Below are 19,993 nucleotides of genomic sequence, written 5' to 3' on the forward strand. Positions count from 1 at the left end.
ATTGTTCATGAATTAATGGTAATAAGACGTAACAAGCTGCCATTTTTTCAGAGAGGTCTGAGGGCTATGTCCTTGATTTTACGCATATTTTGACGGGGTTGTCACCCCGTGAAATCATAGCCCCTATCGACAAGCAACGTATCCGCCACCAGTTCGGCAAGGAGTTGGTCCGCTCCCTCAAGATCACAGGCTTGTCCCGGCGTGAGATGAAAGCCTAAAGGGTTGCCCAACGCATCGGTGGTGGCATGAATCTTGGTACTCAATCCAACGAGAGCTGCGTCCAATCGCTTCGGTCGATGGCTCCCCTCCTTTGCGCCCGCGCTGTGCTGGTGCGCACGGACAATCGTGGAGTCAATCATGGCATATTCGTTGTCGGCATCCAACCCTAAGTGCTGTAATACTCGCTCCCACACGCCCGTTCTTGACCAGCGACTGAAGCGAGTATGCACCACCCGAAAATCGCCAAATCGTGTCGGCAAGTCCCGCCAAGGAATCCCCGCCCGATAGCGATACAGCACGGCTTCGACAAACAATCGATTGTATGAGAGCTGTCACACCCACTGTTCCTTCTCGTCCCGGTAACAAGTCTTGGAGCCGCTTTCATTGGTCATCGCGCAGGGCATACCGTCGTGTCATTGCTCAGCCTTTACTTCTCTCTCTTGCTCTAGCTTATCTAATTGATGACACGCCCTAAGTGTTTAAGCTGAGTAACAAAAACTCTCAATACTGCAAAGACTAAAGCCAATTCCCTACTAGAACATAAGGTGCCCAATAGTAGGGAGCTTTGTATTGCTTAAAGAGTTCTAACTGCGCTTGATGAAGTGCTTCAGCTTTCGTCAATTCAGGCTTAGTTAACTGCTTATAGAACTGCTCCATCAGTTCAGAGGTTGAGCGATCGCTAACTTGCCACAGCGTTGCCAGCGTACTGCGTGCCCCTGCCCGCACGGCTATTCCAGCCAGTCCCAAAGTCGCTCGGTTATCTCCCTTAGCTGTCTCGCAAGCACTGAGGACGAGTAATTCGATGATATTTGATGAGCTTTGATTGTTAACTCGAAGTAAGTTATTTAAATTATTGCTATCGAGAAGGCGATCGTAAGTGAGAATAAACGTTTCTTCGGGATTAGAACTGAACTTGCCATGAGTGGCAATATGAACTACGGAAAAAGCTCCGGAATTAATTTGCTGTTCGAGATTTCCTCCTGTAAATTTTGGATTTAGCAGCGATTCTGAAGGCACTATATTCTTAATTTGCTGCAATTCTTGTACTACGTTCGGAAGCTTTTCAAACTTTCGCACCCCAAATTGCCGTTGTTCGCTTACTCCCGCTGTTAAAACTTTTAACCGTTCTCGCTGCAAAGGCCGGAGGTCGAAAAGTTGTAAACCTGGAACTACGGCGAGGGCATACGGCTTCTGCATCAGATACTCTTGCCGTTTGCCATCATACAGAACTGACATGGGAATATTTCGCAGAACTCCATCTAGGACAAATACTACAGTTTTGACTTCGCTGCTATTATTTTCTAAATCTTTCTCTAGAGGTTCTATCAACCAGTTGTATACCCGTGTAGCCTTTTCTATAACGTCTTCTGGCCGGTTGCGTTTAAGGATGTTAGAGCGCAGTTCGCTCGCCGTTTCTTCTACCTCAATTTGTTTGACTAGAGTGACAGAATGCTTTAGAGGTTGCCCTGGCAATTGGGAAATAACCGCTAATCGGTCTTCCAAAATAATTGGATAAATATATGCTGCTTTCCGGTCTATCTTGTCAATATCCTGCGTCAGCCGTACTGTCGGCGAAAGGTTACAGTTGAGAAAATTTTCAAGTTCGGCTAAGCGGAGGGAGTCAATTGCCTCAATCGCTTGCTTGAGATTTTCTTGGCTTGGTTCTGAGTTTCCTTTAGCTCTCAATAGCAAATCGACTAATTTGCGGTGAACGGGTTCGACATTATCCCGAAAGGAAAATTGTTCGTCGGAATTGATAGTAAGCAAATCGCTGCGAACGGATTTAAGAGTTTTAACCGCTTCTTGATAGGTAGCGATCGCTCTATTTAGATTCCCCTGTTTTTCCCATAAACGCCCCATCTGCCATTCCCAGCGGTAGCGAATATCAGGGGCTTGAATTTCCTCGGCTAACACGAGAGCTTGTTGAGTATAGTCTTGAGCTGCGCTCGATTGCGCGGTTAGCTCGTACAACCCACCCAATTGACCAATGGCATAGGATTCGGCTCTGCGGTCTTTCAAGCTACGAGCTTGTTGAATAGCAGTGGTTAATATCTGCGTAATCTCTGGCAACGAAACAGCACTTAGCTCGGAAAAGCCTTCCCTCAGCTTCAACGAGCGATCGGAATTACTGCAAGAAAGCGAATTTTTGTCAAGACCGGGATGGAGACAAGTCAGGCTCCGGGCAAAATTAAGCCGGGAGTAGATATTTGTTTGACTCGGAGGCAAGCTAGCGATCGATTGGTGAATTGTCGAGCCGAGTTGCGCTGCTTCTGACCATTTCCCAGTTTCTACTAACAGACTCAGCCAATTCAACTCAGCTTGGAGTCGGAGGTTGGGTGAATTGGTTGCTTGTTGATAATATGCGATCGCATCTCGAATATGCTCTTGAGCATCTTTCACGTTGCCGATTGCGATCGCTCTATTACCTAAAGCGCGTTCGGTATTAGCCAATTCGAGCAAAGTAGAACCCCGAACTTTAGAAAGTTGAAATTCTCTCTCCACGACTGCCCAACTTTGCTGCAAAACCTCACGAGACTTTTTCAACTCACCAACTCGTCTGAAAGCTTCACCGAGACTCTGCAATCCAGTTGCCTTGAGGTTCGGATCTGATTGCTTTAGGAGGATTTGTTCGACCTGTGTTAATTCCGCTTCAGCCTGACTGCTTAATCCTAATGCTTGCAGGGCACGAGCTTGGTTGATCGCGCTACCAATGACACCCGTTTCATTGCCAGCTTTTTTATAAGTAGCTGCTGCTTTCTTCCACGTTTCTAGAGCCTCCGACCACTGCCCTTTTGTCGCTTGCAAGCGACCTTGAGTGTTCAAAGCTTTAGCAAAAACGTCTAAATAATCCTGAGTGTTAGTTGTGTTTTGCCGCTCGTTTAGCAGTTTGAAGCTGTTAGCGATCGCTTTTTCTGCTTCCTGCAACTCTCCCAAATGCTGATAAGCCAACGAAAGATAGCGCAGCACCAGCCCTTGGTTCAAACTATCTCCCTGGTTTGCAAATGCAGAAGCCGCCTGCCTGAAGATTTCTGTTGCCTGTGAATACTTTTCGGCTTCATAAAGTTCTAGACCCTGTTGCAGTAGAAACTGGGCATTTGAGGTTTGAGAATCAACTTGAGAAATTTCCTCAACGAGTTGAGCTGAAACAGCCGGGATATATAAAGTTGTAATGAGTGCCAACGGTGCCAGAAGAATTAGTCCTAGTATCCGCTGGTACGCCTTGAGTGACGCAAACTTCACCGAGCGTTGGATGTAATCCCAAAATCTAAGTAATTTTCTGCTCATCTGCTTGTTCTCAACTGTGAAATCAAACAGTCACAGGTAGCTAATGTAGGCGACAGCCACGTTGCGACTGAGTGGCGGGCATTTGGGCAACGAGGACAATCTTTCCGTTATCGTTAACGCTCCACCCTTGGGCTTCTACAATTTTGTCAGGTGGCAGTGGTAGCGAGGCAGAAGCACTAGCAGCCGTCGAGTTCTCAACCCTCCGCGCTGGTGGTGGCACATCTTCCCAAATCTTATTGCTGCTAATCGGTTCGTAAGGATTAGGTGCTAAGCCTCCTCTACCCGTACTGAAAAACCCTATAGCCGCCTGTTTTCCACCTGCTTGGCACCCCTGTGCAACTTCCACATTCGCTGGCTCAACTGGCAACTCGGCTAACCCCTGGCTGGGATCGACATCGGGTGTGTTGATTTCCACGGTTCCTGAAAGCCCAAACTCGGAACTGGCAGTAATGTCACTACTCTGTGCTGTCGGTTGTTCTCGAAATTGGATGCCAAAGATGCCTTGAGCAGTGATTTTGACTTTGCCGCCAGTACCTGTGTAGGCGTTTGCGGTAATATCGCTATTTTCTGAAGGAACGGCGACGATGAATGGGGCGTTGATGGTGATGTTACCGCCGTTTCCACCAGCCTTGGCAGTGCCTGCATTAGTTGATATTTGACTGTTGTGGCGCAATAGCAATAAGTCCTGCACCTGTAGCGTAATATTGCCGCCATTACCCGATGCAGTTTCTGCTGTTAGTTTTCCTTGGTTCTCAAGTAGGATAAAGTCAGCCTGAATATCTAGGTTTCCTACATTACCCTGTCCAAAGCTGCTGACATTCAGCTCTCCATTATTAGTCACAGACAGTGTTTTGGTAGTGATGTCGATACCACCTGAGTTGCCGACGCCGTTTTTTACTACCCTACTGTTGATGAAACTCCTATCCAAGGAGATGGTATCGCTGGCTCGAATAATTATCTCACCGGAATTTCCTGTGCCCTCGGTAGAGGCAGTGAGTCCCGATTCATTCACTAGAGACAGGATGCCTGTGGTCATATCGATGCCGCCCGAGCTGCCTGCGGCGTTCTTTTCTACTTTGCTGGTGATGATACTTCCATTGACTAAAGAAATAGTATCGCTGGCACGAACGATCACCTGACCGGCATTTCCCTGTCCCCGAGTGTTGGCGCTCAATGAGGCTCCATTGTTCAGAGAAAGCGAACCTGTAGTGATTTTGATATTGCCTGCATTCCCCTTTCCCAGTGTATTGGCATTCATTGAGGCGTCATTGGTCAGAGACAGTGAGCCGGTGGTGATGTTGATGCCACCTGAGTTGCCGATGCTGTCTTTTACTACCCTACTGTTGATGAAACTCCCATCCAAGGAGATGGTATCGCTGGCTCGAATAATTATCTCACCGGAATTTCCTGTGCCCTCGGTAGAGGCAGTGAGTCCCGATTCATTCACTAGAGACAGGATGCCTGTGGTCATATCGATGCCGCCCGAGCTGCCTGCGGCGTTTTTTTCTACTCTGCTGGTGATGATACTTCCATTGACTAAAGAAATAGTATCGCTGGCACGAACGATCACCTGACCGGCATTTCCCTGTCCCAGAGTGTTGGCACTCAATGAGGCTTCATTGTTCAGAGAAAGCGAGCCTGTAGTGATTTTGATATTGCCTGCATTCCCCTTTCCCAGTGTATTGGCATTCATTGAGGCGTCATTGCTAAGCGAAAGTGAGCCGGTGGTGATGTTGATGCCCCCTGAGTTGCCTACGCCGTTCTTGACCACCCTGCTGTTGATAAAGCTTCCATCCTGCAAGGAGATGGCATCGCTGGCACGAATGATTATCTCACCGGAATTTCCTGTACCCTCGGTGGAAGCAGTTAGTCCAGCTTTATTCACCATAGACAGGGTTCCTGTAGTAATGTCGATGCCCCCTGAGCTGCCCACGGCGTTCTCTTCCACTCTGCTGGTGATGAAACCTTCATCCCACAAAGAAATGGTATCGCTGGCACGAACGATTACCTGACCTGCATTTCCCTGTCCCAGAGTGTTTGCCTTCAGTGAGGCTTGATTAGTAAGCGAAAGTGAGCCAGTGGTAATTTTGATATTGCCTGCATTACCCTTGGCGTTCTTATCTACCTGAGTTTCTACTTTACTCCCATCCAAAGAGACTGCATCAGAAGCATTAATTTCCACATCTCCCGCCTGAGCCTCCGGTGTTCCTAAATTTTTTTCTATTCCAGCTGTAAGCTTACTTCCTTCCGAGGCTTTAAAGTTACGAGCATGAATTCCAATAAAGCCTCCACCTCCAGCACCCACATCAACAGAACTATAATTAGTAAGAGACACATCTGCTCGCGCTACATTATTAGGAAAGTTCAAACTGCCATTTTCCTTGAGTTCAACTTCCCCGGCTACAGATAATCCTCCTAGCTCAAGTCGTCCTCCCGGTGCTGTTAGTTTCGTTTTCTGTAAGCGAATCTCACCGCCTACCAGAACTAAATTTTGATTTGGTTCGACTTTTAGATTAGACCCCTCCACCTCTACACTGGCAGGATTGTCCCTCAATTGCAAACCAATAGGCGTGTTTACTGTCAGGAGGGGTTTTGGTTGAGTATTTGTAGCGCTAAATTCTATACCATTGTTAAACAGCAAAGTATCGGCGGTACTTGCTAGAAACGAACCTCCTATATCTAGTTTGGCTTTGGAACCAAAGATAATTCCTGCTGGATTGATTAGGAATAAGCTAGCACCGCCATTAGCTTTAATCAAACCATTAATGTTAGAGACGGATGAACCTGTCACACGGGTCAATATGCTCTCAATAGCCCAACCATTGTTGAAGTATGCCGTACTCCCATTAATTACAGAAAACTCTTTAAAGCTGTGGAACAGGTTGTTTCCTGCTACTGTTCCCCCAGTAATAGTGCTAACTTTCCCCTTGGTTGTAACCGTGGAATTGTTAGGTAAAGTGGCATCGGGGACAATTTGAGCCACGCTGGGGGTTGCCGTCACTAGACAGCAGAGGGCAATCCCATTAGTAATCCAAAACGAGTAAATATTCTTTCTGCTAGAGAAATTGCCCACCATACATTTATACAAGGGCAGAACTTGCCTTTTTGGGTAATCCTACTTAAACATTACTCAGAGTTTACCTAAGGCCCCTATAAATTTACATTTTGAAATTTAACAAATTAGATGAATTGATAGTTTCGCTAATTTCTGGAGTTTATGTATAAAATGTTTCATAAACTAGAAGGTGTATCCTTAATAAGGAGTCAGTAATAATTAGTAATTTATAAATTACCTGCAAATAGGACTAAGTAAGTAAAGAATTATAGAAAATAGCTCAACACTGTTCTAAATTTAACTTACCCAGAAGTTACCATCAATATTTAGTAATAGTTTTTGCTTGGTACGAATTGTAAGATTTTTCATTAATAGGAGAAGTTTTGGTATTCCACTTTATAGTATTTCTTATTTGGGTAGGTTATATTAAGGCTCTGACGTTTGTAGGGCATGGCAATGCCATGTTCTTATAAATTTATTGCACCAGCTCAAAAATTTCCATAGAATATTCCGCTGATTAATTTCACATTTTTGGATGATTTTAGGGTTACTTCTAATATCGTCTATAATTTGAATAAAAAAATCGAAATTATCAGAAACTTTGTTGGGATTAAGCCTGCTGATAGCAGTTTTAGTTCTTATTGGTAGTTAATGTGTTTTATCAGCACAAGCGTGTTATCTAAACCAAAGCATCAACATAAAAGATTTTATTAATTCCGGGACGAAGAATGTGAAATTGTGAAGGGCAGCAAATAATTTATTGTTTGTCAGCGATAAAGCGAAATAAAAAGAGCGATCGCCCTTTTTATTTCGTTCTTTCCCCACGATCTCTGCTATGGCTTAATCAGACGCCTAGTTTGTGTTGCATGGCGATAGTTAGCCATCAGTTTTTCTCGCTGTTGATATGGATAATACATGATAGCAGCTAAGGATAAACTGGTTCCTAGTAAGGATAAAAACAGAAAGAAATTGAAGAAGCCGATATTGAATCCTGTCCCTAAGCTCATGCCGAAACCTGTTATTAAAAGTGCGCTGCCAATGGCAATCTTTTCAGGAAATCCCCTTTCTTTATAATTTTTAATTACTGCCCCATTTAGGAAGCCAATTACTAGACCTGCCAAGGTTCCCAAGGCAGTAATCGCCGCCGGTAAGAACCCTGATGACAACAAAACAACTAACATTGTCACAGTGGTCAACCAAGCTGCAATCTTTATGCCTAGCACAGTTCTGATGCCAACTGCTGCCAGTAGAGTTCCGGCGCTAAACCAAGCCAAAAATACCGCGATTACTCCAACTTCAAAAATTGCTACAGATGTCCAAGAGGTAAATTTGAATAGAATTGCTACCATCCAAGCGATCGCACCTGTCCAAAATCCAGTCATTGCTAAAGCAATTCCTAATAGCAAAGCCATTGAAATATAAGGCGGCTTTGGAGTTTCAAGCAGAGTTGTGCGAACTGTAATCGTGAGCGGGTAAGTTTCTGGGGAAGAATTGGTGTGTAATAAAATCTGACGGCTGTAGGTTTTATCTGCCATCAACTTATTCGTATTCACGGTGATTTTGCAATCAGCATGATTACTCTTAAATGTGGCGGGTTCAAAGGAAATCCAAGCATGAGAATTGGAATAGCGCGGATCGCTGTGGTGGGGGGCTACTTCCCAAGTCCCTTCTAGCAAAGTGTCCGGAACGGAATTATTAACCCTAACGGTTTGAGTTAATTTTTCGCCTAGTTGTGTTGTTTTAAATTCCAAAGCCAGTTGGCTAAATTTAACTTCCGGTAAGCGATTAACATAAATCGGCTTGAGAGCTTCCAAAGCAGCCGTAGCATTGGGGAAACGGTCTTTTGCTTTGGGTTCGACCATTTTTGAGAGCCAATCCACAAAACGCAGGCTCAGCTTGGGAAGCAGCGGCTTGAAATTAAGGCGACCATCTTCATCAAATAAGGTGTCAATTGCCGTTGATTTTGTCCCAGTTAATAAGCAAATGAGTGTTGCGCCTAAACCATATAAATCTGTCGCTTCGTTTAGCTGGCGGTTGTATATCTGTTCGGGTGCCATAAACCCAAATGTCCCAGCAGCGACGCTGCTCATTGCCATTTCCCCACTGCCAATTCGAGCTAAGCCAAAATCCACCAGATAAACATTTAGTTGTTCGTCTACGAGGATATTTTCAGGTTTAATATCCCGGTGAATTACAGATGGAATCCGATTTTGTAAATAAACAAGAATTTCTAGGACAGAAGCAGCAATTTTCTGGATTTCATCCGGGTCAAAACTGCGTGGAGCAGATAAAGGCAGGGCATCTTTATGCTCCTGCACCATGCAGAAACCAGCTTGGGTTTCAAAGGAATCGAGGTAACGGGGAATTCCAGGATGATCAAGTCCTCGTAGCACTTGAATCTCGCGCTCATAAGCTTTAAAACCCGACCATTCAGACCCAACTTGGGCAAATAGAAATCGCTTCAGGATGACTGACTGCTCTGTGACGTTATCCTTTGCCAGATAAGTGATGCGACCCCCAGCGCGATTGCGCCCAAGTTCTCGAATGGTCTGATAGCGGGGACGGGGACTTAAAGTGTGTGAGGAGTTGCTCATGACGGCAAACAATGCAGGTAGATGGCGTCTATTCTAGGCGATCGCTTTCCTTCCCTTGTTCTCCTTCGCGCCTTCTGCGCCTAGAGCGGTTCAAACCTCCACCAATGCTAACTCCTCTTCTTCCACCTCCTGCCAAGTAGAATTAGCCAGTCGTTCAATCGCCCGATCGATCGTCTCCAACCCCTGCTCAAGGTTTTCGATCACCGCTAGATGTCCGCGCAACTCCGCAGCACCAGCAAAACCCTTGGCATACCAAGTCATGTGCTTGCGAGCTTGCCGAATTCCGCGATCGCCTTTATATTCCCACAAAGCTTGCAGATGTTCTTTGGCACATTCCAACCGTTGTATCGGCGTTGGTGGCGTCTTTTCTTGCCCAGTTTTTAGGAAATAGTCAATTTCTCCCACTAAAAAGGGATAACCCAGAGTTCCCCGCGAACACATCACCCCATCCGCGCCGGTTTGTTCCAAACACTTCACCGCCGCCTCCACGGAAAACATATCGCCATTGGCAATCACTGGAATCGACAGAATTTCCTTCACTTTCCCAATCCACTCCCACTTGGCTGGGCCAGTGTAACCTTGGGAACGGGTGCGACCGTGGACTGTAATCATTTGCGCCCCCGCATCTTCCATGCGCTTGGCAAAGTCCAGAATATTGATTTCCTTATCTGTCCAACCGATGCGCGTTTTTACCGTCACCGGCACATTCACCGCCTTCACGACCGCCCGGACAATTGCCTCAGCGACCTCTGGTTGCCGCAACAACGAAGAACCACCGCCGTTTTTAGTAATTTTGTTGACCGGGCAACCCATGTTGATATCAACCGTATCAGCGCCCTCTTTCACCGCCATTACAGCCGCTTCTGCCAAGAAATCTGGGCGACAGTCAAACAACTGAATGCTGATCGGTCTTTCGTTCGGATCTACCTCCATAATCTTGGGGAGTTCCTTCACGTAATGGAGTCCCGTTGCGTTCACCATCTCGGTGTACATCATTGAGTCGGGCGCATGGCGGCGCACCAGGCGACGAAACACCATATCGGTAACGCCAGAGAGGGGCGATTGTAAAACCCGGCTTTTGACTTCAAAAGAGCCAATTTTCAGCGGTGTCGAGAGTCGGGATTGCAGGCTAGGAGAAAGAGTAACCATAGGTTTTATCGCGGTCAACCGGGCTTTTCCATTTTACGAGCGATCGCTGTTGAACCATTTGATTATGACGAGCGCCCCGATCTTTATTGTGAATTGCGATCGCTTACGATAAGGGCACCTGAGCGCCACTGGCATCTGAAGTTGCTTCCTCATCCCATCGGTTGCCGAGTGCTGCTAAGCGATCGCGGTACTCGATGCGGCTTACCCAATCTTCGGGCCATGCTGCCATCCCTAAATAGGCTCCGGCGAAAGCACCCGTAAGGCAGGCAATAGAGTCTGAATCGCCTGCGGTGAGTGCCGCACGCCGGAGCGCCGCTACTGGCTCTTCAGGAAACAGTAGAAAGCACAGTAGACCTGTGGCAAAGGCTTCTTCTGCGATCCATCCTTCCCCCGTTGCTAAACAGGGGTCTGCATCCCGGTTCGGTTCTGCCAAGGCGGCATCCAGACGATCAAGGATGGACAAACATTCATCCCAGCCACGACTGATAAATTCCTCTGGTGTATTGATAGAGGGACGTTGCCAGAGCAACCCCAGCCAGTTGGCATGGTAGATCGAGCGTTGCTCCTCAGCATAGGCGCGAAGTCGAGAAGGTAGCCCTTTGGGATCGCCACCCGCTACCAGGTCAGCGATCGCTCTTGCCGTTAAATCCGAGGCAGTAAGGGCGGTGGGGTGCCCGTGGGTCAAAGCTGCCTGGAACTGAGCGATCGCGGCGCGGGTCGTTGTGTCCAGATTGTTGACCAGACCTACAGGTGCCACCCGCATATTGGCTCCACAACCCTTTGAGGTTGCTACCGTTGCCTGCTCCCACGGCAGGCCATCTGCCAAGTTAGCGCAGGCATTTAGACAAGTTCTTCCCGGTGCCCGGTTATTGTCAGGACTGTCCCACCAGTCGATGAAGGCGCGGCGTAGCAGCGGCTCTAGGCTCTCAGCACCCAAAGGCGGTATTACTTCCAAAAGTGCCTCTCCAACCGCTAAAGTCATCTGCATGTCGTCTGTAACGCGAGCCGGATTGCCCATAGGTTGCTGCGGCCCTTGGGGTGGGAAGCGGCGCAGGATCTCGTCAACATTGAGAAACTCAGTTACAGCACCGAGCGCGTCACCAAAAGCTAAACCAAACAGGCATCCAGAAGCACGGCGCATAGCTAGTACAACTCTTCTTTTTTAGAAATTCCGAACGATGGCTCGAAAATCGCATCTTTTGTAATACATATAATACAAGCTTTGAGAACGAACTAATCGTGAATGATTTAGGTTGTGTTGGTAGAGAGTCCAACGAGCTAATCGCGATCGCATTGAATTCCTCTAGACGGCAAATACACCTATTTAATTACGGCTTGCCCCCATACCTAAAGCCCCTGATTTCCTTACAGTAGACACAGTGAAAGCAATCAGCAGATGTTAAGTGATTGAGCCAAAGGGGATGCCTCCTGAAGGTTAACCGTCCTTCCTCAGGTTCGGAAAACCCCACAACACCAGAGTGGCTAATCCCGCACACTATATAGATCGGTACGCACGCACCAATGGTTATTAAATCTGGAAAGAGCTGCTGATTTAACCCGGTTGGTTCAATTTGTAGTTCCGTATCCGCCCTCAAAAGTTTTTGTAGTTATTAGGAAGCCGAAATACCCCTATGGCAAAAGTAGTTGGAATTGACTTAGGTACGACAAACTCCTGCGTAGCAGTGATGGAAGGTGGTAAACCTACTGTGATCGCTAACGCAGAAGGTTTTCGGACAACCCCCTCTGTCGTAGCATTTGCCAAGAATGGCGATCGCTTAGTGGGTCAAATTGCCAAGCGTCAATCGGTGATGAACCCCGAAAACACCTTCTATTCGGTCAAGCGTTTTATCGGACGCAAGTTTGAAGAAATCACCCACGAAGCCACCGAAGTTTCTTACAAAGTGCTGCGCGATAGCAACGGCAACGTTAAGCTAGACTGCCCCGCTCAGAGCAAGCAGTTTGCACCAGAAGAAATTTCTGCCCAAGTGCTTCGCAAGCTGGTGGATGATGCCAGCAAGTACCTTGGAGAAACCGTTACCCAAGCTGTAATCACCGTTCCCGCTTACTTCAACGACTCCCAGCGCCAAGCTACCAAAGATGCTGGTAAGATTGCCGGGATTGATGTAATGCGGATTATCAACGAGCCGACCGCCGCTTCCTTGGCGTACGGACTCGAAAGAAAGGCCAACGAAACCATTCTGGTATTTGACCTGGGTGGCGGTACCTTCGATGTATCCATCCTGGAAATGGGTGATGGCGTGTTTGAAGTGTTAGCGACCTCTGGTGACACTCACCTGGGTGGTGACGACTTCGACAAGAAAATCGTTGATTACTTAGCCGAAGAATTCAGAAAATCTGAAGGCATTGACCTCCGCAAAGACCGTCAAGCCCTCCAGCGTCTCACGGAAGCCGCTGAAAAAGCCAAGATTGAGTTATCTAGCGTCACACAAGCGGAAATCAACCTGCCATTTATCACCGCTACCCAGGATGGTCCAAAGCACCTGGATATGACCCTGACTCGCGCTCAGTTTGAAGGACTCTGCGCTGACTTGATCGATCGCTGCCGCATTCCTGTAGAGAACGCCCTGCGCGACGCCAAGCAAGACAAGAGTGCAATTAATGAAGTCGTGCTGGTCGGTGGTTCTACCCGGATTCCTGCCGTACAAGAACTGGTGAAGCGGGTTTTGGGCAAAGAACCCAATCAAACCGTCAACCCGGATGAAGTGGTAGCTATCGGTGCCGCAATTCAAGCCGGTGTCCTCACAGGTGAAGCTGGAACTGAAGGACTATTGCTGCTCGACGTTACCCCCCTCTCTTTGGGTGTGGAAACCCTCGGTGGCGTGATGACCAAGATTATCCCCCGCAACACCACGATTCCTACCAAGAAGTCTGAGGTCTTCTCTACTGCTGTAGATAATCAGACCAACGTAGAAATCAAGATTCTGCAAGGCGAACGGGAGATGGCGGCGAACAACAAAGAGTTGGGGATCTTCCGTCTGGATGGGATTCCTCTGGCTCCTCGTGGAATGCCACAAATTGAAGTTACCTTCGATATTGATGCCAACGGTATCCTGAACGTCACAGCTAAGGATCGCGGTACTGGTAAAGAGCAATCAATCAGCATCACGGGTGCTTCCACCCTGCCCCAAAACGAAGTGGAGCGGATGGTTAAGGAAGCCGAACAAAATGCCTCCACTGACCGGGAGCGTCGTGAGAAGATTGACCGCAAGAACCAAGCTGACTCCCTCGTTTACCAAGCTGAGAAGCAAATGGCTGACTTGGGTGACAAAGTTCCCGCTGCTGACAAGAGCAAGGTCGATGGATTGGTCAAAGACCTGCGCGATGCGATCGCTAAGGAAGACGATGAGCGCATCAAGACGCTTACCACAGAGCTACAGCAGGCTCTCTACACCATCGGCACGAACATCTATCAACAAGCAGGCGGCGCAGGTGCAGCTCCTGGCGATGGCACCGGCACCCCTGGTGGTGGTGGTGGTTCCAGTCAGTCCACTGGTACTGGGGATGATGTAATTGATGCTGATTTTACGGAAAGCAAGTAATTAGCTAAGTGCTAAGTGCTAATCGCTAATTGCTAATAAGGGTTGATGAATTGCTTTTGGGCGCTCATCAGCCCTTTTTTAATGCAAAACTACGCACAATTACTTTCTTCCTTGCCCCAAAATGACCCGCTCCCTAGAAGCGTGTCTAGTCTAAGGTTCGGGTTTCCTTCCTCAACCTAGCTCCCTACTGCTTTGCGTACCTTTGCGCCAACCTCAGCGTACCTTTGCGTTAAAAACAGAAATTATTGATGCTACTCCACAGGGAAGGCACCAGGTTGTACTTGGACAGTTTCAGTCCGACCGCTACGGTTGACCTCTACTTCTAATCTGGAGCCGACGCTACTCGCTTCTACCCGTTCTTGCACTTGATCGGCACTTGCGACCGCTTGACCGCCAACTTTCTGGATCACATCTCCTGCACGCAAGCCAGCGCGTTCTGCGGGTGAGTTTTTGACCACCCGAACGATGACAACGCCTTTATCCTGCGTAACTTTGAAGCCCGCCTCATTGTCTTTGTTAATGTCGTCTTTTAGTTCCGGCGTCAGCGTTACCATTTGAATTCCCATGTAGGGATGCTCGACGCGACCTTTGCTAAATAGCTGATTGGCGACTCGTTCGGCGGTTTCAATCGGGATGGCAAAACCGAGTCCCTGAGCATTTGCCCGAATGGCTGTATTAATCCCAATCACTTCACCCCTGGCATTTAGCAAGGGACCTCCGGAATTACCGGGGTTGATAGCGGCATCGGTTTGGATAAATCTGACTCGCTTATCCGGGACACCTACCTGCGAACTGGAGCGACCCGTCGCGCTGACGATACCCACCGTCACCGTGTTATCTAGACCGAGGGGATTGCCAATTGCGATCGCCCACTGTCCCGGTATTAAGTTATTCGAGTCTCCCAAGCGTACCGTCGGCAACTTTGTCGCATCAATTTTGACAACTGCCACATCCGTAACCGGATCGGCTCCCACCACTCGACCTTCCATCGTCCGACCATCTTTGAGCGTCACCTTGACCTTATCTGACCCCGCGACAACGTGGGCATTTGTCATTAAGCGACCATCAGCACTGAGAATGAAGCCAGATCCGGTACCTCGTTCCACCCGTTCTTCCGGAACCGGCGTTTCGTTCCCAAAAAATCGTCGGAAAAACGGGCTTCTGAAAGTATCTGGAATGTCCTGCGATACGGTACGAGCCGCATCAATTCGCACGACAGCAGGGCCAACTTTTTCGGCTGCTTCGGCAATAAAATTCAGGTTCTCTTGGGGAGCGCGATTCTGGGGCGGGGAGATTTGCTGTAGCGCGGCTGGAATCGCTGATGGGATTCTGCCTTCGACACTGGGGTTGTCTGCTGCGAAATGGCGACTGGCATATATTCCTGCACCACCGCCGATAGCCAGCAAAGCTAGATAAGTGGTCAGCTGTTTGACAAGTAAACTCATGGTCTTTGGGCTGAAGGACAGCAATACAGGTAATAATTCCACTCTAATCAAAAAATGCTGTGGATGAGCAGCATTTGGGTAGAGTTTTAACTGGGTTTCAAGATATTGGGGTGCCCAAGAGGAGGCACAAACAGCGCATCAGAGTGCATACGCGATCGCTTGGTTTGTCGCGTTGGCGTCACCACTACCCCAGGATACAGCCAACACTGGACACGCCCGATTCCCTGGGCTAAGACAGTGTAAACACTGTCCGTACATCTACTTACCTTGTCAGCCATGCAACTCCAGAAAATCAGCCTTACCGGGGTGCAAAACCTTGTACCCTTACTGATTACTTTTGTGGCAACTGTCTTAACCCCTTTCCCAGGGAAGACGGCTGAAATTTTCCCTGGCTCTCAGGTGTTGGCACAAACTCCAGAGGCTCCAGCGACCGTCAATCCACTCAATATCGAACAAATTCGACAAGTTGCTAAAGAACACAACGCCACACTCGTTGAATACTCAATTAATTACGAGACGTTCCCCGTTCAAGGAAAAGAACAAACCCAAGAATCAGAACTGCTGATTTGGGTGGTTCAACCTACAGGTGAAATCACCTTACGACGGGTTGACCTTAAACCGTTGTGGCAGAAGCAAAATACCTCCCTCTCAGAGTTGGTGACTAGTAGTCGTGCGGCGATGGGGATTGGGAGTGCTGCAAATAAGAGTGGCATCGTCGTGACGACAAAACAGGACAATCGCCTAAGCAAGCAGTTACAGCAACTTCATCAGCTGCTTGTTGAGCCGATTGCCGAATTGTTGCCAAAAGCTGCGAACGCTCGTGTCGCCTTTATCCCGCAAAAATCTCTGTTTCTGCTTCCCTTCGCAGCGCTGCAAGATAAACAAGGCAAATACCTGATCGAGCAACACGCAATTTTTACCGCTCCCTCGATTCAGTCGCTGGATTTACTTTACAAGCATCGACAGCGAATCCAAGGGATTGCCAAGGATGTGCTGGTGGTGGGGAATCCGACGATGCCCCGCGTTCCTCCCAAGATAGGACAAAAGCCGGTGTTGTTACAGCAACTGCCCGGAGCGGAACAGGAAGCAAACGCGATCGCGAATCTCTTCAATACCCAAGCGCTTACCGGCGACGCAGCAACTGAGACCGCGATTGTGCAGCAAATGCCCCAAGCGCGAATTATTCATCTCGCAACGACTGGGTTAATCGATGAGGAGGAGGCATTGAGAAATGCGATCGCTTTGGCTCCCTCTAACACCGATGATGGGTTGCTGACAGCAGAAGAAATCCTGAATTTGAAGCTAAACGCTGAGTTAGTTGTCCTGAGCGCCTGTGATGCGGGTTTGGGTCGCATTACCGAAGATGGTGTGATTGGGCTAACGCGCTCTTTTCTAGCAGCGGGAGTTCCCAGCGTCATTGCCCCCCTAGGGTCTATGCCGGATGAGCCGACTGCCTTTCTAATGACCGAGTTTTATAAAAATCTTCAATCGAATCCCGATAAAGCTGCTGCACTGCGAAGCGCCATGCTAGCGACTATGAAAAAACATCCTAGCCCAATAAACTGGGCGGGTTTCATCCTCATTGGCGAACCGTAGGCGCAGCCCATTTGTGCTTGATTTCATTCCAGTCAATTTGACAAAACAATTCATCTACCCAGCAGTGAAAGCAATCCCTTCTCAAAGAATCATCCGAATCGCCTTCATCACCCTCCTAAGTAGTGTCTCGACGCCTTTGCTTGTCAATTTTCCATTCCCATTGTCTGCACCACGAGCGTTAGCGCAAACACAAGATGACCGTACCGAAGCAGACCAACTGTTTCAGCAAGGTGTTCAGCAGTTTCAGACCAGTCAATTTGAGGCAGCTTTACAGTCTTGGCAACAGGCATTGATGATCTATCGGGAGATAAAAGATCGCCCAAGTGAAGGGCAGGTTCTGGTAAATCTGGGAGTTGCTTACTTTTCCTTGGGGTTATACGGCAAAGCGATTGATTGCTACGAGCAAGTTTTGGCAATTGTCAAGGAGAACGAAGACCGCTCTATTGAGAGTTATGCTCTGGGAAATCTCGGGAATGCTTACCATTCTCTGGGGGACTTTGCACGAGCGATAGAGTACCACCAGCAGCATTTAACACTTGCAAAAAGTATCCAAGACCGCTCTGGCGAAGGAAAGGCTCTGGGAAATCTGGGCAATGCTTACAACGCCTTGGGAGATTTTCCACGAGCGATAGAGTACCACCAGCAATATTTAGCACTCGCTAGAGCAATCCAAGACCGCTCTGGCGAGGGAAAGGCTCTGGGAAATTTAGGAGTTAGTTATCGTAACCTGGGGGACTTTCCACGGGCGATTGAGTACAACCAGCAATACTTAGTGATCGCGAAGGAGATGAAAGATCGCCAAGCCGAGGGGAATGCTCTAAGAAATCTGGGACTTGCCTACAATTCTCTGGGAGACTTTGCACGAGCGATTGAGTACCAACAGCAGAATTTAGCGATCGCAAAGGCAATCAAAGATCGCTCCGGCGAAGGAAAAGCTCTGGGAAGTTTGGGCGTTATTTACCGTAACCTGGGGGATTTTCCACAGGCGATTGAGTATCATCAGCAGAATTTAGCGATCGCAAGAGAAATCCAAGACCGTTATGGCGAGGGGAATGCTTTGGGAAATCTGGGAGTTGCCTACTCTGCCTTGGGCGACTACAGCAAAGCAATTGATTATTTTCAGCAAGTTTTGGCGATCGCACGAGCGATCCAGAACCGTTCTAGCGAAAGTCATGCTCTGGGCAATCTGGGACTTGCTTACAATTCCCTGGGGGGCTTTCAACGGGCAATTGATTACTACCAGCAGACTTTAGCGATTGCCAAGCAAATAAAAGACCGACAAAGCGAGGGGAAGGTTCTGGGAAATCTTGGAGGCACTTATTATTCTCTGAGAGACTTTCCACGAGCGATTGAGTACCAACGGCAGTTTTTAGCGATCGCTAAGGCTATCAAAGACCGCTCTGGAGAGGGACAAGCTCTAGGAAATCTAGGGCTTGCTCTCTATAAAGCAGGCAATCTAAAAGCAGCGGAGAAAACCCTTATCGACGCAATTGAGGTGAGGGAATCTCTACGGCGTGAGTTAAATGATGCCAACAAAGTGTCAATTTTTGAAATGCAATCTAATAGCTACCGCACTTTACAACAAGTCTTCATTGCTCAGAATAAGACCGATGCAGCGCTGGAAGTTGCCGAGCGGGGTCGGGCACGGGCCTTTGTAGAGTTACTGGCTAGTAGATTGCAGATTGATAAGTTACAGGCTGAAGGTTCAAATCAACCTTCTAAGCTGCAATCTCCTACTATCGAGCGAATCAAACAAATTGCCGCCTCTCAAAATGCCACCCTAGTTCAGTATTCGATTATTTACGATGCTTTCAAAGTTCAAGGTAAAGAACAAACTAAGGAATCAGAACTCTATATTTGGGTAATCAACCCTACAGGTGAAGTGACGTTTCGCAAAGTCGATCTCAAACCTTTGTGGCAGCAGCAGAATACCTCGCTGGCAAACCTGGTTTTCAGTTCCCGTCAATCAATGGGAGTCAGAGGACGTGGTGGAGGTGTGGTAGCGGAGCTTATAGAAGAGGAAAAACCAACTAGACGATTACAACAAATTCACAAATTGCTTATTGAACCGATTGGCGATCGGTTGCCTAGCGATCCAAAAGCTCGTGTAATCTTTATCCCGCAGCACGAGTTGTTCCTTACTCCTTTTCCAGCTCTCCAAGATGCTTCTGGCAAATACCTGATTGAAAAACATACGATTCTCACGGCTCCTTCAATTCAAGTGCTGGATTTAACTCATCAGCAAAGGCAACGTGTGGAGACACAATCAATCCCATCTCTACAAGAGGCGTTAGTAGTAGGTAATCCGATAATGCCTGGAGTGGTGCTGAACCCTGGAGAACCAGCGCAGCAGTTACCTAATTTGCCGTGGGCTGAACAGGAAGCAAAGGATATTGCTAAACTACTCAAAACTCAAGCGATTACTGGTAGCCAAGCCACCAAAGTCGCGATCGCGCAAGCATTGCCTAAAGCGCGAATCATTCATCTAGCTACTCATGGCTTACTAGATGATTACCGGGGATTGGGAAGTGCGATCGCTCTCGCTCCATCTAACCAGAATGATGGGTTGCTCACTGCTGAAGAAATCCTCAATCTAAAATTGAATGCTGAATTAGTGGTTCTGAGTGCTTGCGACACCGGACGAGGACGCATTACGGGCGATGGTGTTATTGGTTTATCCCGTTCTTTAATTTCCGCTGGTGTGCCTAGCGTGGTGGTCTCTCTATGGCAAGTCCCGGATAATTCGACTGCTTTTTTGATGACGGAGTTTTATAAAAATCTTCAGCAAAAGGCTGATAAAGCTACGGCATTGCGAAATGCGATGCTGACAACCATGAAACAGCAACAATATTCAGATCCCGTGCAGTGGGCAGCATTTACTTTGATTGGCGAAGCTGAATAAGGCAATATTCATCTGAGCGCTTGGCAAAGATTTGTTAGAGAATTTATTTCTAACTAATGACAAAATTTTTTCTACAACGATTAGGAAAAATAAGTGAAATCGAATCTAGTTAATTATTTTTTTGATGATTGGTCAGTAATGGATAATTGTTTTTTTATCCTTCCACCTATTCTTTATTAACCATTACC

10 protein-coding genes and 1 pseudogene are annotated in these 19,993 nt (G+C 47.7%); 3 read left to right on the forward strand and 8 right to left on the reverse strand.

The features are described from left to right. Positions 1 to 158: 158 nt before the first annotated feature. The 6 genes and pseudogenes from NC994_RS12620 to NC994_RS12645 form a co-directional block, all read right to left on the reverse strand. Positions 159 to 585 (reverse strand): annotated as a pseudogene (locus NC994_RS12620) (IS5 family transposase); the annotation flags it as partial. A gap of 150 nt (positions 586 to 735) precedes the next feature. After that, positions 736 to 3,504, reverse strand: coding sequence for a CHAT domain-containing protein (locus NC994_RS12625; protein WP_190433478.1), 2,769 nt, complete (start codon positions 3,502 to 3,504; stop codon positions 736 to 738). 40 nt (positions 3,505 to 3,544) lie between these two features. After that, the gene (locus tag NC994_RS12630; RefSeq protein ID WP_190433480.1) at positions 3,545 to 6,580 is read right to left on the reverse strand and encodes a filamentous hemagglutinin N-terminal domain-containing protein; all 3,036 of its coding nucleotides are present in this window, start codon (positions 6,578 to 6,580) and stop codon (positions 3,545 to 3,547) included. 812 nt (positions 6,581 to 7,392) lie between these two features. Further along, a complete protein-coding gene (locus tag NC994_RS12635; RefSeq protein ID WP_190433482.1) occupies positions 7,393 to 9,153 on the reverse strand; it encodes a serine/threonine-protein kinase in 1,761 nt (586 codons plus the stop codon). 90 nt (positions 9,154 to 9,243) lie between these two features. Beyond that, on the reverse strand, positions 9,244 to 10,302 hold the full coding sequence (gene dusB / locus NC994_RS12640; RefSeq protein ID WP_190433485.1) for a tRNA dihydrouridine synthase DusB: 1,059 nt from the start codon (positions 10,300 to 10,302) through the stop codon (positions 9,244 to 9,246). Between the two features lie 103 nt (positions 10,303 to 10,405). Beyond that, entirely contained in the window at positions 10,406 to 11,443 is a 1,038-nt protein-coding gene (locus NC994_RS12645) for an ADP-ribosylglycohydrolase family protein (RefSeq protein ID WP_190433487.1), read from the reverse strand. Positions 11,444 to 11,933: 490 nt separating this feature from the next. Between NC994_RS12645 and dnaK the strand changes: the two genes are divergently transcribed. Continuing rightward, a complete protein-coding gene (gene dnaK / locus NC994_RS12650; protein ID WP_190433496.1) occupies positions 11,934 to 13,862 on the forward strand; it encodes a molecular chaperone DnaK in 1,929 nt (642 codons plus the stop codon). Between the two features lie 251 nt (positions 13,863 to 14,113). Here the strand turns inward: dnaK and NC994_RS12655 are convergent, their stop codons facing one another. Then, positions 14,114 to 15,307, reverse strand: coding sequence for an HhoA/HhoB/HtrA family serine endopeptidase (locus NC994_RS12655; protein ID WP_190433498.1), 1,194 nt, complete (start codon positions 15,305 to 15,307; stop codon positions 14,114 to 14,116). Between the two features lie 86 nt (positions 15,308 to 15,393). Beyond that, the gene (locus NC994_RS12660; protein ID WP_190414778.1) at positions 15,394 to 15,585 is read right to left on the reverse strand and encodes a hypothetical protein; all 192 of its coding nucleotides are present in this window, start codon (positions 15,583 to 15,585) and stop codon (positions 15,394 to 15,396) included. Here NC994_RS12660 and NC994_RS12665 point away from each other — a divergent pair. Both NC994_RS12665 and NC994_RS12670 read left to right on the forward strand, forming a co-directional pair. Next, on the forward strand, positions 15,584 to 16,903 hold the full coding sequence (locus NC994_RS12665) for a CHAT domain-containing protein (protein ID WP_190433500.1): 1,320 nt from the start codon (positions 15,584 to 15,586) through the stop codon (positions 16,901 to 16,903). The two genes, NC994_RS12660 and NC994_RS12665, sit on opposite strands and share 2 nt — an antisense overlap. A 13-nt stretch (positions 16,904 to 16,916) precedes the next feature. Next, the gene (locus tag NC994_RS12670; RefSeq protein WP_347276594.1) at positions 16,917 to 19,805 is read left to right on the forward strand and encodes a CHAT domain-containing tetratricopeptide repeat protein; all 2,889 of its coding nucleotides are present in this window, start codon (positions 16,917 to 16,919) and stop codon (positions 19,803 to 19,805) included. Positions 19,806 to 19,993 lie beyond the last annotated feature (188 nt).

The sequence above is a fragment of the Trichocoleus sp. AS-A1 genome (assembly GCF_039962015.1).
Classification (GTDB): Bacteria; Cyanobacteriota; Cyanobacteriia; order Cyanobacteriales; family FACHB-T130; genus FACHB-T130.

Bases quoted from the DNA above. Each gene is read 5' to 3' on its own strand.
- dusB (WP_190433485.1), bottom strand. From the start codon at position 10,302: ATGGTTACTCTTTCTCCTAGCCTGCAATCCCGACTCTCGACACCGCTG.
- dnaK (WP_190433496.1), top strand. From the start codon at position 11,934: ATGGCAAAAGTAGTTGGAATTGACTTAGGTACGACAAACTCCTGCGTA.
- NC994_RS12645 (WP_190433487.1), bottom strand. From the start codon at position 11,443: ATGCGCCGTGCTTCTGGATGCCTGTTTGGTTTAGCTTTTGGTGACGCG.
- NC994_RS12655 (WP_190433498.1), bottom strand. From the start codon at position 15,307: ATGAGTTTACTTGTCAAACAGCTGACCACTTATCTAGCTTTGCTGGCT.
- NC994_RS12630 (WP_190433480.1), bottom strand. From the start codon at position 6,580: ATGGTGGGCAATTTCTCTAGCAGAAAGAATATTTACTCGTTTTGGATT.
- NC994_RS12660 (WP_190414778.1), bottom strand. From the start codon at position 15,585: ATGGCTGACAAGGTAAGTAGATGTACGGACAGTGTTTACACTGTCTTA.
- NC994_RS12635 (WP_190433482.1), bottom strand. From the start codon at position 9,153: ATGAGCAACTCCTCACACACTTTAAGTCCCCGTCCCCGCTATCAGACC.
- NC994_RS12625 (WP_190433478.1), bottom strand. From the start codon at position 3,504: ATGAGCAGAAAATTACTTAGATTTTGGGATTACATCCAACGCTCGGTG.
- NC994_RS12665 (WP_190433500.1), top strand. From the start codon at position 15,584: ATGCAACTCCAGAAAATCAGCCTTACCGGGGTGCAAAACCTTGTACCC.